This window comes from Paenibacillus piscarius (genome assembly GCF_022234545.1).
GTDB classification, from domain to species: Bacteria; Bacillota; Bacilli; order Paenibacillales; family Paenibacillaceae; genus Paenibacillus_AQ; species Paenibacillus_AQ piscarius.
In genome coordinates this window covers 42026-56505 of record NZ_JAIEUI010000033.1, presented here as the reverse complement: position 1 = coordinate 56505, position 14480 = coordinate 42026, and the positions used below count along the sequence as shown (strand labels likewise).

Sequence of the window (14480 nt, the reverse complement as noted above, 5' to 3'; positions counted from 1 at the left end):
CAATCTGGTCGGTTTTTCGACTACATTTGGACCACGCACCTCCGCAGCGCCCAATCTGGTCGGTTTTCGACTACATTCCGCCTGTGTGCCGCTATCCAGTCCATCCGGTGCAAACGTCTCTCTGCTAATGAGCGATCTGAACGATCTTCTTTATAACTTCTGGTACTTCTTCGCTGTCCCGAATGACAAACAGATGCTCCACCTCACTCCCGGTTGGCGGCTCAGCCAGTCCCTTCTGTGAATCCGCAATCTGCCGGTTCAGCACTACATCGAAGCTGGCTGATTTTCTAAGAATCGCTGTACTGCGCTGGCTACCCGCTATTCGTGAATACAGCATCTCGTCGGGAAGATCGAAATATACAAGTATACTAACGAATCCCTTCTGGTGAAACCAATCGAGCAGACGCAGACGGCCTTCCCGATTACGGTTAGCGTTACACATAATAAGATGCCGCTCCGACTGATGGACGGCATGATCCACAATCGTCCGGGTCAGCGCATCCTTGAGCGTATTCGTTCCATGCTTCGGCAGCATATTTGTATAGTGAGTGTTGATAAACTCAGCAAGATCATCGCGGTCAATCACAACCGATTCCGGTAAGCTCTGCTCTAATGCTCTGGCAAATGTGGTCTTCCCGCTATGCGTTTTACCTATGGTAAGGATCACTAACCTCTTCATCACTATCGCTCCTTTGGCTTAACAGGTACTATTCTCTTCCATCACAAAAGCAAACACCGGATAGCTCTCCACCGGCTCGAAGCCAAGCCGCAGCGCGAGCTTATGTGAAGCGATGTTCTGGTGAGTAGTTTCCCATAAGGGAATCATGCCTCGGGCCAGATAATGATTAATTAGCGAAGCAGCAGCGAGTGTAGCATAGCCCTTACCGCGCTCCGATTCGGCATGAGTGTCCACATCAATGAAGTACCTGTTCTCTACTATGAAGCCGTTATTTTTACAGATGGAGATGACCTGATCCCGGACCTTCAACACAGCACCTGTGGCTGTCCGCCCAATGAACCTGTCATTTCTTGCAGACGCACCATGAACCTCCGAACCCAGAAGCGGAAATTCCTCATATACAACAGTTACCTCAGCAGGCAAGGAGTCCGCAGCAACTCTATCATTACGCTGATAGAAGCGTTCCCTGTTGAATTCATAGACCGACTCCAGATGTCTATCCACTGTAAGTTCCGCAAGTCCCCGCGTGAATAGTGCCGTCGATCCCTCATGATCATCCGTATAGATCTCGAACCCCTTCTCTTGCCTATGCCGGCAATCAGGGACGACCACTGTCTGCAAAAAGCTCTCCAGCTTCACCCGGTTCATCTCTGAACTGATATCTCCCGCAGCATACATCCATCTCCCCGTAGCCCATACTATTGCCAGTGTCGGTGCTTCGGTATGATCGGCAAATACCCGCCCGGGGTAGTTCCCGAGCAGGACGGATAAGGCGGGAATATGCTGCTTCTTAACATTGTAAAAATCATAAACCGCAGGATATTCCTCCGGTCTCAGTTCAATCAGGCCATTCATTGCAATCTCCTCCTCGCATATTCTCTCCTAATCTCTGCCTAATACCGCAGCACCAATACAAACCGCATCCCCCGTTCCAGCGGCTCGGCGAAAATATCGCCACCCATCTTCTGCAGCAGTTGCTTACAGATGAAGAGGCCGAGGCCGTTGCCCGGCTTCCCGTCTGCGTTCGACCCGCGCCAGAAGCTGGTGAAGATGTAGGGCAGCTCACCCGGCAACAGCGGCTCTCCTGAATTCTCTATTATAATGAGCTGGCGGTAATCCTCCTCCCGGAAGGTCACCGCGATGGATTTGCCGTCCCCGTACTTGATGGCATTCCCGACAAGATTGTTCAGCACCTCCAGCAGCCGCTCCTGATCCCCCAGCAGCAGCTTGTCCCGGTAAGCTCCGACCTTCAGCTCCAGCTTCAGCAGCTCCAGGCGTTCCTTATGATTACCCAGCAGCCGGCTCATCACTTCGCTGATATAGAATTCCCCCCGAACAACCTCCATCTCCTGCAAGGAGGAGACAGATGCGGTAATTATACCGCCGATCAGTTGCTCCATCTGCTCCGCTTGCTGCCCGATCTGCCGCGCGGCCGCCTGGCGCTTCGCTTCGCTGTCATACAGGCTGCCGCCGAGGGCGCTGGCATAGAGCCGGATCGTGGCGATGGGGGTTTTCAGCTCATGCGAGAGGGAGGCGACGAGTGTCTGGCGGTCTTTTTCCAGGCGGAGATTGGTCTGCTTCTGGCTCTCCAGTGTCTGGCGCAGCAGGTCCAGCCCCCAGATGAAGCGCCCGAAGAACCGGCTCCGGTGCTCCCTCAACCCTGGGATCACTTGGCCTCTGGACAGCTCGTAGGGCAACTCCTGCAAGGATTGGAAGGGCTGTAGAATCTGCCTGCGGATGTATAGCAATAGTGCCAGCACTGCGCCGAATACGGTGAACAGCAGCAGATTCATCACCCCATAGATCCGTTCGTCCGGTCCCGGCATCCGGTAAGTGAAGCGCAGGTATCCCGTCAATTGCTGCTGCGCATAGACCGGCTTGACCATAAATTCATTACGATCCGCGACCCCCACGCCGTCAAAAAACCGCTGAACCTCCTCCGGCTCCGCCTCTCTGCCGATCCAGCTTAACCCGTTCACATATGTATAATCGTTCTGATCCAGGACTATATCCTCTGGCCGCTCTCCCCGCTCCGCCTGATCCAGAATCCGGTTGATTTCCACCCGGTACGCCTTGCTTGGAGCCGCTGCCTCCCGGTAAGATACATAAACATTTAGAGCAGCAATCACCGTAAGCCCGGTGAGCAGTGTCCAGAGAATCAGCCGGTTATATACCTTCATATTTATACCCCACGCCCCAGACGGTCACGATGCGCTGCGGCTCTTTGGGGTTATGCTCGATTTTATCCCGCAGCTTGTTCATATGTACAGTCAGTGTGGAGGGCTCACTGAAGCTGTCAGCGCCCCACACCTGCTGGAACAGCCACTCCTTGCGCAGCGCCTTGCCCCTGTTGCCAAGCAGCACCACCAGCAGCTCGTATTCCTTCGCCGTCATAACAAGCGGCTGGCCGTGCCGGTATACGGTCATTGAGGTCCGGTTCACCGTCAGGTCGCCATCGGTCAGCAGCAGCTTGTCTTCGTTCATATCATAGCTGCGGCGCAGATGTGCCTTGACCTTGGCGGTCAGCAGAGGAACGGAGAAGGGCTTCTCCAGATAGTCGTCCGCACCCAGCTCAAGGCCGATGATCTTACTCTCGTCCCCGTGGCGCGCACTCATAATCAGGATCGGCAGATTGAACTTCTCCCTGGCCAGCCTGCAGATCGCGAAGCCATCCAGCTCCGGCAGCATAATATCGAGCAGCAGCAGCTTGACGACGTTCGCCTCCAGATAGGCCAGCCCGTCTTCTCCTGAACCGGCAATGAACACCGAATACCCCTCCGCCTGCAAAAAATCCTTCATCACCTCCGCCAGCTCCGCATTGTCCTCAATAATCAGAATGTCGGCCACACGCTCTCCTCCTGCTGTATCCTGCGTTACCAGCCCATCTCCATCAGCCAGCCCGTCAGGCTATGCTCCCGTTCTCTTAATCCTTGTTCCGGCGAATATTTGCCCAGAATATGCTCGCCCTGGATATTGCCGTCCACCATATACAATACTTTATCGCTCTGGGCGGCTACCTTCACATCGTGAGTGACGATCATGATCGTCATTCCTTCACGGTTAATCCGGCCCAGCTCGGACATTACCTCCTGGGCGGCTTTGGAGTTGAGCGCACCCGTCGGCTCGTCAGCGAACAGTACTGCAGGCTCGTTGATCAGCGCCCGGCAGATACAGGCCCGCTGGAGCTGTCCGCCGGATACCTCGGTAATGTCATGGGCCGCAGTCTCAATAATGTTCAGCTTGCGCATCAGCTCATCGGCATATTGATTAACCCCGCTGCGGGTGCGTCCGCCTCCTCCCCCGGCCAGCGCCTGGTAACCGGATAGAATAATATTATCATAGACTGAGAGATTGCTCAGCATATGCATCTGCTGAAAGATGAAGCCCATCTTATGCAGCCGCAGCTCCGCCATACCGGTCTCGCTGAGCTGGGTAAGCCGTTGTCCGTCGAACACCACCTCCCCGGCCGTAAGCCGGTCCATCCCGCTGACGGTATAGAGCAGCGTGGACTTGCCGGAACCGGACGGCCCCATCACGGATACGAACTCCCCGGCATGAAGCGTGAAATTAATATTGCGCAGCACATGATTCTGCTTTTTATTGACGATATAGGTCTTGCATAGATTGGTTACTTCCAATACGGCTGCCATTCTGTATTCCTCCCTATTCCTTATTCATATTCCAGATTTGTACGCGTTTGATCTGGCCGCAGCTGGTGTAGACAGCCAGCATGACAACCGCCAGAATCAGCAGCGGATAGAGCAGGTAGACCTGAAGCGGAAGAATATTCAGCTCAAGCCTTGTTAGACCGAAGATCCGGAAGATGAGGCCGAGCAGGCTCCCGCCAAGGGTATTCGCAGCAGTCACGCCCAGGATCAGGGAGGCTGCCATGATGATCAGAATACGCAGCGCCTGCCACCGCCGGATGGCGGAATTGGTGAAGCCGATGCTTTTCATCACTGCTATGCCGTGAACTTCCTTCGCAATCATCAGCCGGACGAACAGACTGGTAATGAAGAACGTAATGATGCAGATAATCATTGTAAGCAGAGCGTTGATGCTATGGAGCTGGTCCATGAAGCCGCCGGTGATCTCCCCAAGCATCTCCATTGACGTCTTGATACCCTGTTCGCTGAACTGCTGCTGAATCGCCTTCATGACCTCAGCCTTCTTCTCCAATGGAGCGTTCAGATTACCGGAGAACATATAAGCCGATACCATCTTCGGCTCATAATCCCGGGCAATCCAGACACCGTATCCCTCATTAGATATGGTCTGGAACAGACCGCTCACGATGAAGCTGCTCTGCACCCCGTCAATTTCGAATTGGATCGGGTCGCCCACCTGCTTGCCATACCGCTCAGACATCACTGTGGTAATGGCGATTTCATTCTTCAGGAGCGGGGCTGTGCCCTCCAGAATATCTACGGACTCATTCCGGTCATTCTTCTGGCCGTTGATCCGCCGGTTATCCTGCCCGTTATCCGAGATATATTTGGTCATCACCGCATAATTCGCGGCCAGTGTAACATCAGAGCCTTGTTCCTTCAAGCGCTGTACGATGTCCGCCTTGTCCTGCTGAATCTGCTCGACTGTCTTCTCTGCCACCACAGTTTTGGTATAAAAATCCGCGCCGACCGTACCGAAATATTGCAGAAATTTAGGAGTGACGATGGTATTCGTAAGATTGACAGGAATCAGGATGATCGCTGAGCTTAGGATCAGCGTCAGGATCAGGGAAGTGTAGCTCTTGATCCGGTTCAGCACATCACTGAGCGCCAGGAAGAGCGCAGGCGGCAGGAAGCGGCTGGTATGCAGATGAATGCGGCGGGATGCCTTGAAGCGTTCGCCGGTCTGGCCTTGCCGGATGGCATCGATGGCCGAAGCCTTGTTGATCTTGCGCATACACAATACACAGAACAACAGAATGAACGCGATCATTGCCGCAATGCTAAGCACCGATACCATTAGACTGACACTGCCCCCGGGCAGAATCATATACTGCGAAGTTTTGCGGGACATCATCCCGGTCAGCGGTATGCTGATGCCAAGCCCAAGGACGCCACCTATACAAGCAAGCCCTAAATACTTGGTCAGATAGAGCCGCTTGATCGCGTAGCTGCGGAAGCCGATGGCCTTCATCACGCCGATCTCCTTATATTCCTCCTGCAGGGTGGAGACAATCGTGAACCGCAGAGTCAGCAGCGCAATGAAGATCAGGAACAGACTGATGGCGAACATCATCGCAGAGAGGATTCGGTCCGTCATATAAGTCATTTTGACCAGCGCCATGTCAACCTCGAAATTAACCGGCAAATCACTATTCGCAAAAGAAGCCGATATATCCGCAGATGGCACACCCGGAGCAGCAACGAAACTCCAGAGCGTCATCCACCGGTCTTGGGGCAGCATGTGCTCGATTTCGCGGAAATCTCCGGCAGACAACAGGATGCGCTTCAGACCCAGCAGGTCTGCCCCCATGAAGGCATCTTTGAAGTAGCCGCTAACCGTGAACGTCCGCGTGGTCTCGCCGATTCGGAGCTTCATTTGCTCTCCCGGCTGGACACCACTGCTCAGCATCAGACTGGCCGGCAGCCCAATCTCACCTTGCTGTAACGTATAAGGCCTATCCTCTTCATCGAAGGTCAGGTTCACCTCTTCCGGTACAGCCGACAGAGCAAAGCTTATGTTGCCGCTGAAGCTTTTCCGCCCCTCAGGCATCATAATCTGATCCAGTGAGATGCTTACTTGATGCTGGGTATGGACGCTGGCCACCTTCTCCTCATGCTTCACCCAGCCCTGCACCGCCGAATGATACTCGGGCTGGTTCGCCAGCGTGATATTCAGATCCGCCACCTTGCTGCTCTTAATGAAGCTGTCCAATGCACTGGAGGTGGAGTACATCAGGCTGGCGCTGCTTGCAGCAAGCGTGGAAGCCAGGATAATCAGGATGAGCAGAACGGAATTCATTACCTTTTTACGCCGCAAATCCTTTTTGAGAATAGTCAGGAACACTGTATTTTCTCCTTTCGTCAAGCTCTGTCCTGATTATAGGAGATCAATTGTTAAATAATCCTTAAGTCCCACCAGTAATCTTACCGCAAAAGAAATCCCCTAACGGGGGAACACCGTTCGCACTTTCCGGCGCACCCAATGTAATCGGTTTTCCGATTACATTCTGACCACGGCCTCAGCAGCACCCAATGTGATCGGTTTTCCGATTACATTTCGCCCACGCTCCTCAGCAGCACCCATTGTGATCGGTTTTTCGATTACGTTTCGAACACGCGCCTCAGCAGCACCCAAATGTGATCGGTTTTCCGATTACATTTCGAACACGCCAACCGTGCACTCACCTGTCATCATTTCCGCACAAAAAAAGAGCTACGGCCGCAGAATCCCCATAGCTCATAGCCCCTCTTCGATTACAACTGCTGCGCGGCAAACTCGTAAAAAGCCAAGGCTGCCTCCCATGACGGGAATCCGGCCTGGGCCAGCTTGTCGCTGCCTCCGCCCTTGCCCTGATATTCGCCCAAGTGCGCCTTGAAGAAGGCCCCGCAGGAGAATGCCGCCGCTCCGCTGTGCGCAAGCACAGCCTTGTTCTCCACCGCGCTCAGCAGCAACACTGGAAGATCGGTCAATGCAGTCAGCTTCGCAGCCAGACTCTGCAGATCCTTGATTGCCCGTGTATCCGAGATATGCCGGATCACCCGGCTGTCCGCTTCTGCAGCAGCTAACAATTCCCCGGCCAGGTAGCTGTCATTCTGCTCCTTCACCGCCGCCAGCTCCGCCACCAGCAGCTTCTGCTCCTGCTCCCATTTGCCGATCCGGTCCATAATCTCATCCTTGCCGGTGTTGAACTTGGCTGACAATTCGCCGAGCACCCGGGCCTGATCGTTGAATTCCGCCAGCGCCCGGCTGCCGCACAGGAACGTAATCCGCACATGGCCCTTCTGCTTGTCGCAGCGCAGCAGCTTGATCATGCCGATGGCCCCTGTCGCTGAGACATGGGTTCCCCCGCAGGCATTGTGCTCCACGCCCTCAATCTCGACAATACGGATATCCTCGGTCACCTTAGGCAGCTTGACCAGCGGCAGCTTCGCCATCTCCTCAGCAGATACGAAATAGCTGGCAATACTGCGGTTCAGGTAAATCTGGCGGTTCACCTCCTGCTCGGCTTCAGCCATCTGTGCCGCTGACAGTTCAGGCAGATCAAGGTCAATCGTTGCATAGTCGCTACCGAGATGGAAGCTGAGCGTCATAGCCTGGTGCAGCTTCAGGAACACGGCTGACAGCAGGTGCTGGCCGCTGTGCTGCTGCATATGGTCGAACCGGCGGTCCCAATCCAGCCGGCAGTGCACCTCTGTCTGCTCTGGAAGCTGTGCTACCTTATGGAATACCTCCTTGTCCTCCAATACTACATCCAGCACCGATAGCTCACCTATGTACCCTGTATCACAGGGCTGACCACCGCCATGGGGATAGAAGGCCGTCTCGGCAAGCGTCACATAGACCCCGTCTTCCCTCTCTACGGCGGACGTTATCGTTGTACTCCAATCTTGAATATACGCAGAATCATAATATAACTTCCGTGTCATCATTAAGCTCCTCCGTTATCGTCTTCGGCAGGCCCGAGGAACTTTTCCATCACCACATAGTCCTTGCCGCCCTTGCTGAATACCTGATTAGTGGGCTGCATGCCGAATTTCTTATAGAAGCCCGCTTTGTACGTTCTCGCATTGCAAAAAATCCGCCGGACCCCGGCCTGCTCCGCCTCCTCCAGCACCGCCTTCAGCAGCCGGGTGCCATAGCCCTGACCCTGCTCAAGCTCCAGAGTAGCGAATTTGCGGAATTGGGCTTCCGTGCCGTTGATGAACAGGGATAACACGGAGACCAGTTGCTCTCCCTGATACAGCCCGTAATGCACCCCTTGGTCGTCATCGGCTAGCTTGATATAATCCGGCTCGCGCTCCGGCCACATAACTTCATGTCTCAGCTTCCATACTTCTTCCTTATCGATCTTCCTGATGTCCATCTCTTCCACTCCAATTATTCTCTTTAGTGAATCGTATCCCATATCTGTTTGCCGATCAATAGGACGGTGACCGCAATGAACAGCGGACGGATATACGCCGCTCCCTTGCGGATTGCAAGCCTTGAGCCGACGATAGCCCCAATCACCATCGGAATCCCCAGCATTAGCCCATACGTGTAGCTGACCGAGCCTAATGCGATGAAGGTCAGCAGGCTGGTGACATTGCTGGCGAAATTCAGGATTTTGGCATTTCCGGCCGCAGTCACGAACTCAAACCCCATCATCAGAAAAGCAAAAATCAGAAAAGACCCCGTACCCGGGCCGAAGAACCCGTCATAGAAGCCGATCAGCAGAGCCGCCGCCAGGCCGGCCATCCGCAGAGTGCTGCTCTTGGCGGAGAAGGTGGAGACGTCTCCCCAGGATTTTTTGAACAGCGTATAGATGGTAATGACGATCAGCATCACGATCACCATCGGCTTCAGGAACTCTGAAGGCACCTGCCGGACAGTCAGCGTCCCCGCCGCCGCACCGATCACAGATAAAGGGATCAGCATGCGGACCAGCTTCATATCGATTTTACCGGAACGCACGAAGGAGGCCGTACTCGTCAAGGAACACAGGGTTCCGGCGAGCTTATTGCTGCCCAGCAGCAAATGCAGCGGAATGCCCGCCGCGAGCAGCGCTGGAATCGCAATCAGCCCTCCGCCGCCCACCACCGAATCAATGAATCCGGCCAGAAACCCGCAGATCACTAATATCAGAATCACACTTATAGTCCATTCTTCCATAAGGTATTGAACCCCCTGCTATGTATGTATTAATAAATTCCGCTCCCCCTTCATCTGCGCAGAACAGACAACAAGCGGACAAGCCTGGATACCGGCCCGCCCGCTTATTCTAAGAATACTGCTGTTCTATTCTTCCGAATCCACGTTGTGGTAGACCTGCTGCACATCGTCCAGCTCTTCGAGCGCATCGATCAGCTTCTCGAACTGTGCCTGGGCGTCCTCAGGAATCTCCACATAGTTCTGCGGAAGCAGCGTCAGCTCGGCTACAGTGAAATCCGTAACGCCTGCGCCGCGGAAGGCTTCCTGTACCGCATGGAACTGGTCCGGCTCGGCGTACACGATGACAGCCTCGTCCTCTTCCAGCACATCGCGGACATCCAGATCGGCTTCGATGAGCAGCTCCATCACCTCATCTGCCGTCTTGCCTTCGACCCCAATTACTGCAGTCGGATCGAACATATACGTTACCGAACCGCTCACGCCCATGTTGCCACCGTTCTTGCTGAACGTCGAGCGGACCAGCGGAGCGGTACGGTTCACGTTATTGGTCAGCGCATCGACCACTACCATGGAGCCGTTCGGTCCGAAGCCTTCATAACGCAGCTCCACGTAGTTCTCATCGCCGCTGCCTTTGGCTTTTTCCAGGGCACGGTCAATGATCGCCTTCGGCACGTTATATGTCTTAGCGCGCTCCAGAACGACCTTCAGCGCCCGGTTGGATTCCGGATCAGGCTCGCCCTTCTTCGCCGCCACATAGATCTCTACCCCGAACTTGGCGTAGACCTTACTTGTATTCGCATCCTTGGATGCTTTCTTTTCCTTAATATTATTCCATTTACGACCCATATCGTTAACCGCTCGCTTTCCAACATTTGATGTAAAACAGTCCTGTACATTATACCTCTGTTCAATCGATCCCGTAAAGGGCCGTCCACGCTCCTTCACAAATCCAGCAAATTCAGCATCCGCTCCCTTCCCGCCGCCTGAATCAGCCACGGCAGCCGCGGGCCTTCGTCTGTACGCAGCACCAGCTGGTAGACGATGGTGAACAGCCTTTTTTGCTGGCTGCGCATAGTCTTCTTGTCTTCGTGATGACAGATAGCGTAGATTGCAGACATGAACTCTGCTTCGTCCAGCCCGCCGCTGCGCAAAAGCGCACACAGACTGCGCAGCCATCTCAACTCCACTCCGCTAAGGGAATGATAATACGCATAGTTGGGCGAAGTCTGAATCGTGACCAGCTTGTGCGGCATCCAGTTTTTGATCCAGTACTCCGCCCGGTCCGCCGTTCTCTGCAGCTCCAGTTCGTCAATCTCTTCACCGTTCCTGGCCAGGATACTCCGCAAGAGCGCACGATCGAAGCCCACCAGCGGAAGCAGACTGGACACCTGACCGAAGCTCACAGACTTTCCGGCTGGATTGCCCAGTTGAGACAGCAGAAGCGCATCAGCCAAATCGCCGGTTAAAGTTCCTGCTGCCGCTCCCGCCGCGTACCGCTCATACTCAGCATAATTACGCAGTACATCCTCATCCAGTCCGATATGAAAAGCGGCATCCGGCTGGTATTTGGCGAACAGGAACAGAATATTCTCCGGCGCGTAGATGCGGAGCAGATCATCTGGCGTGTAATTGTTCCCGGAGGAGCTGGACATTTTGGCATAGCTGCCTTTGATGCTGATGAATTCATAAGGTTCATACACCGGCGGGCGATACCCTAAGATCTGTTCAGCCATCACAGACGCCACATTGTAGCTCCCCGTCTCCGCCGAATGATCCCGGCCACCCGGCTCAAACACCACCTGCTCCTGCTGCCAGCGCATCGGCCAGTCGATTTTCCAGTGTAGCTTGAGGTTGTCCGCCTGAGGAATATGAACGGTATCGCTATGACCGCAGCCGCAGCGGTAAGCCACCGTCTCCGCCTGATCGTCGAAACCCAGAATGGTTGTCGAGTCTTTGCCGCACTGCCTGCAATAGAGATGGATGGGATAAAAGGCCGCCCGTTCCTCCGCTGAACTCCCGCCCGTTTTGAATGACGTCAGGATATCGTAAATCTCCTCCCGGCGGTGCAGTGCGTACAGAATTTGCGGAGAGTAACGGCCTGACTGGTATTCCCGGCTCTGATAGATGAATTCCGGCTCAATCCCGAACACCTGAAGCGCCTGCTCGAACTCCTTCTCGAAGTGTTCCGCATACGAAGCATGGCAGCCATACGGACAAGGCACCTGCGAATACGGCCGCCCGATATACTGAGCGAAGGCGGGGTCAACGTGAGCCGGAACCTTGCGGAAGCGGTCGAAATCATCCCATGAGAAAATAAACCGCACCTCCTTCCCCTTCCGCCGTAGCGCCTTGACCACAAACGAAGTCGTTACAATCTCGCGGAAATTCCCGATATGAACGGAGCCTGACGGACTGATCCCTGACGCGCAGACATAGGTCTTCCGCTGCGGATGCTCCGCGATTAACCGTTCTGCTATTCTTTCTGCCCAATGCATGATAGTCACCTCTACTGTTTGATATAAACTGAACCAAGGAGCAAAATTATCTAAAAGGATGAATAGATTAACTTGGCGCGAACACAATGTATGCTGTTTTTCACATACATTCAGGCCGTGTGCCTGCTTGCGAATACAATGTATACTGTTTTTCACATACATTCAGCCTTCGGTCACATTCAGCAGGAAGAAACTACAGTTTCCTGATAAAGCAAAAAAGCTCCCGCCCTCAAGATTGTTATCTTGAGGACGAGAGCTTGGATAAGCTTCGTGGTACCACCTCTGTTCACGGACAAGTTGCCTCATCCGCCTCTTCGGGTACGGCCATGACGCTTATACCCTATCTCTGTAACGGGAGATCCCGGCATACCATCCTCGGACAACAGTGCCCGATTCCCTATGCAGCTCGGAGACTTTTTTCGGATCAGACGCTTCGCTGCCCCCTTTCACCACGGAGGGGCTCTCTGTGAACGCTGCTTGCCTGCCTACTCTTCTCTTCATCGCTTGTCGCTATAAGTTGTTACCGGCAATTCTACTCCAGGAGGAAGGTTCTGTCAATGCAAAGCTTAAGATCGCCTATCTTTTTTGATATCATTGAGCTCCAGACAACGTATAATCTCACCGTCGTATATTTCATCGCTAATCTTCTTGAATCCCAGGGTTTCATACAGCGATCCTGCAATCTGATTGTCAGGTCTATGGCCGATCATTAACCGGGTACATCCTTTGTGCCGCATATGCTCGATTAGCTGTACCATTGCTTGATTGGCATAACCCTTTCTTTGGTGGTGCTTATCAATCATCATTGCAGGTATCCAGTAGTTACCATCCTCATCTGGAGTTGTACAAAAGACCAGGAATCCAACCAGTACAGCTCCTGCATAGATTGCCCGCAGCTCAAATTCTTTCACGAAGTTCGCTTCCGCAATCCAGTTCACCACCGGCGCAGGAAAAACACTCTGCTGTTCATGTGTCACCTGCAACAAGGTGCAATCATACCAGTTCTCGATGGATACTGGCTTAAGCTCGATAACCATACCATTCCTCCAGTGAAATCATAATTGAATCCGTTTTTAAAAGCATACTGTAAATGATTTCTCTGTGATGGGTAGAGAACGGTTAAAAGAGAAGACTACAACTCCTAGCCCCCTTAGAACACAGACTATGCCCCAAAAGCCGGCGGCAAACAATTGGATTTATGCAGCTTAATTTAAGTGCTGTTAATCCAACTGCTGTCCCGGTAAAATCCATTTCTGCCCCAGCAACTGTAGTAAATCCACGTATTCACCAGTCCCACCGGTCACACCAGCGCAAAAAAGAGGATCGCCCTCCCGGCAATCCTCTCCTCTCACTCTATTTACACCCACACCTCATTCGCCGTCTCAATCACCAGACGCAGCTTGTCCCACTGCTCTTCTTCGGTCAGAATATTGCCTTCCTCCGTGGAGGCGAAGCCGCATTGCGGACTCAGGCACAGCTGGTTGATGTCTACATACTGTGCAGCCTCCTCTATCCGTGCGATGAGCTGCTCCTTGCTCTCCAGGCCGCCATGCTTGGTCGTCACCAGCCCCAGCACCACGAACTGGTCCCGGATGAAGCGCAGCGGCTCGAAGTCGCCGGAGCGTTCATTGTCGTATTCGAGGAAGAACGCATCCACCTTCGCATTGGAGAAAAGCTCCTCGGCAACCGGCCCGTACCCGCCCGCAGCGAACCAGGTCGAGCGCAGGTTGCCCCGGCACACATGCAAGGCGATCGTCATATCTGCCGGGCGGTCGGCAATACTCTCATTGATTAGCCGCACATAATCTTTAGCCAGCTGGTCCGGATCAATCCCCCTGCTGCGCAGATGCGCCCGATGCCGTCCGCTACAGAGTGTGCCCCAGGTGGTATCATCCAACTGCAGGTAGCGGCAGCCCGCATCATAGAATGCCTGAATCGCCGTCTTGTAGACCTGGATGATGTCTCCATACAGCGTCTCGGTATCTGAATAGACTTCATTCCCGTTATACTCCTGCACGAAATGGAACAGCGCCGGGGACGGTATCGTCATTTTGGCCAATGTATCTCCGGCCATCTGCTGCAATGTGCGGAATTCCGCGACCATGGGATGGTTGCCGAAGGCGATTTTACCGGTAATTCTGAAGCTCTCGGCCCGGTTCGTCTGCTCCTTGGAAGGCCCCGGGGGGCCAAGAGTAATCTTCCCTGTCCCTTCAATCCCGAGGAAGAAATCCAGATGCCACCAGGAACGGCGGAATTCGCCGTCCGTCACAGCCTTCAGCCCCAGCGCCTTCTGCTGCTCCAGCAGCTTGCCAATCTCTATATCCTCAACCTCCGCCAACTGCCCGGCCGTAAGCTCACCTTGAGCATACAAGCTGCGAGCATTCTTGATCGCGTCTGTACGCAGGAAGCTGCCGACAATGTCGTAGCGGAAGGGCGGTGCATTTCTGGTCGTTCCGGTCACTGGACTGCTCATACGTCCCTCC

At 54.0% G+C, this 14480-nt stretch carries 13 protein-coding genes; all 13 read right to left on the bottom strand.

The window, feature by feature from the left end:
* Positions 1-124 precede the first annotated feature (124 nt).
* The 13 genes from K1558_RS31055 to K1558_RS30995 all read right to left on the bottom strand — a co-directional run bounded on the left by K1558_RS31055 (position 125) and on the right by K1558_RS30995 (position 14470).
* Positions 125-679: an ATP-binding protein gene (locus K1558_RS31055; RefSeq protein WP_238655833.1), complete on the bottom strand. Its 555-nt coding sequence runs from the start codon at positions 677-679 to the stop codon at positions 125-127.
* 18 nt (positions 680-697) lie between these two features.
* Positions 698-1534, bottom strand: a complete 837-nt coding sequence (locus K1558_RS31050) for a GNAT family N-acetyltransferase (RefSeq protein WP_238655832.1) — start codon at positions 1532-1534, stop codon at positions 698-700.
* Between the two features lie 38 nt (positions 1535-1572).
* On the bottom strand, positions 1573-2859 hold the full coding sequence (locus K1558_RS31045) for a sensor histidine kinase (RefSeq protein ID WP_238655831.1): 1287 nt from the start codon (positions 2857-2859) through the stop codon (positions 1573-1575).
* Entirely contained in the window at positions 2846-3526 is a 681-nt protein-coding gene (locus tag K1558_RS31040) for a response regulator transcription factor (RefSeq protein ID WP_238655830.1), read from the bottom strand. The genes K1558_RS31045 and K1558_RS31040 overlap by 14 nt, the downstream gene beginning before the upstream one ends.
* 26 nt (positions 3527-3552) lie before the next feature.
* A complete protein-coding gene (locus K1558_RS31035) occupies positions 3553-4329 on the bottom strand; it encodes an ABC transporter ATP-binding protein (protein WP_238655829.1) in 777 nt (258 codons plus the stop codon).
* A gap of 13 nt (positions 4330-4342) precedes the next feature.
* Entirely contained in the window at positions 4343-6694 is a 2352-nt protein-coding gene (locus K1558_RS31030; RefSeq protein ID WP_238655828.1) for an ABC transporter permease, read from the bottom strand.
* Positions 6695-7104: 410 nt separating this feature from the next.
* Entirely contained in the window at positions 7105-8277 is a 1173-nt protein-coding gene (locus K1558_RS31025) for an alanyl-tRNA editing protein (protein ID WP_238655837.1), read from the bottom strand.
* A 2-nt stretch (positions 8278-8279) separates the two neighbouring features.
* A complete protein-coding gene (locus tag K1558_RS31020; protein ID WP_238655827.1) occupies positions 8280-8714 on the bottom strand; it encodes a GNAT family N-acetyltransferase in 435 nt (144 codons plus the stop codon).
* 23 nt (positions 8715-8737) lie between these two features.
* Positions 8738-9502: a TSUP family transporter gene (locus K1558_RS31015; RefSeq protein ID WP_238655826.1), complete on the bottom strand. Its 765-nt coding sequence runs from the start codon at positions 9500-9502 to the stop codon at positions 8738-8740.
* Positions 9503-9628: 126 nt separating this feature from the next.
* A complete protein-coding gene (locus K1558_RS31010) occupies positions 9629-10348 on the bottom strand; it encodes a YebC/PmpR family DNA-binding transcriptional regulator (protein ID WP_238655825.1) in 720 nt (239 codons plus the stop codon).
* A 95-nt stretch (positions 10349-10443) separates the two neighbouring features.
* Positions 10444-11997: a lysine--tRNA ligase gene (gene lysS, locus K1558_RS31005; protein ID WP_238655824.1), complete on the bottom strand. Its 1554-nt coding sequence runs from the start codon at positions 11995-11997 to the stop codon at positions 10444-10446.
* A 566-nt stretch (positions 11998-12563) separates the two neighbouring features.
* Complete coding sequence (locus K1558_RS31000; protein WP_238655823.1) at positions 12564-13034, bottom strand: GNAT family N-acetyltransferase; 471 nt, start codon at positions 13032-13034, stop codon at positions 12564-12566.
* Between the two features lie 320 nt (positions 13035-13354).
* Positions 13355-14470 carry a 5-methyltetrahydropteroyltriglutamate--homocysteine S-methyltransferase gene (locus K1558_RS30995; RefSeq protein WP_238655822.1) on the bottom strand — a complete coding sequence of 372 codons (1116 nt, stop codon included), beginning with the start codon at positions 14468-14470 and terminating at the stop codon, positions 13355-13357.
* Positions 14471-14480 lie beyond the last annotated feature (10 nt).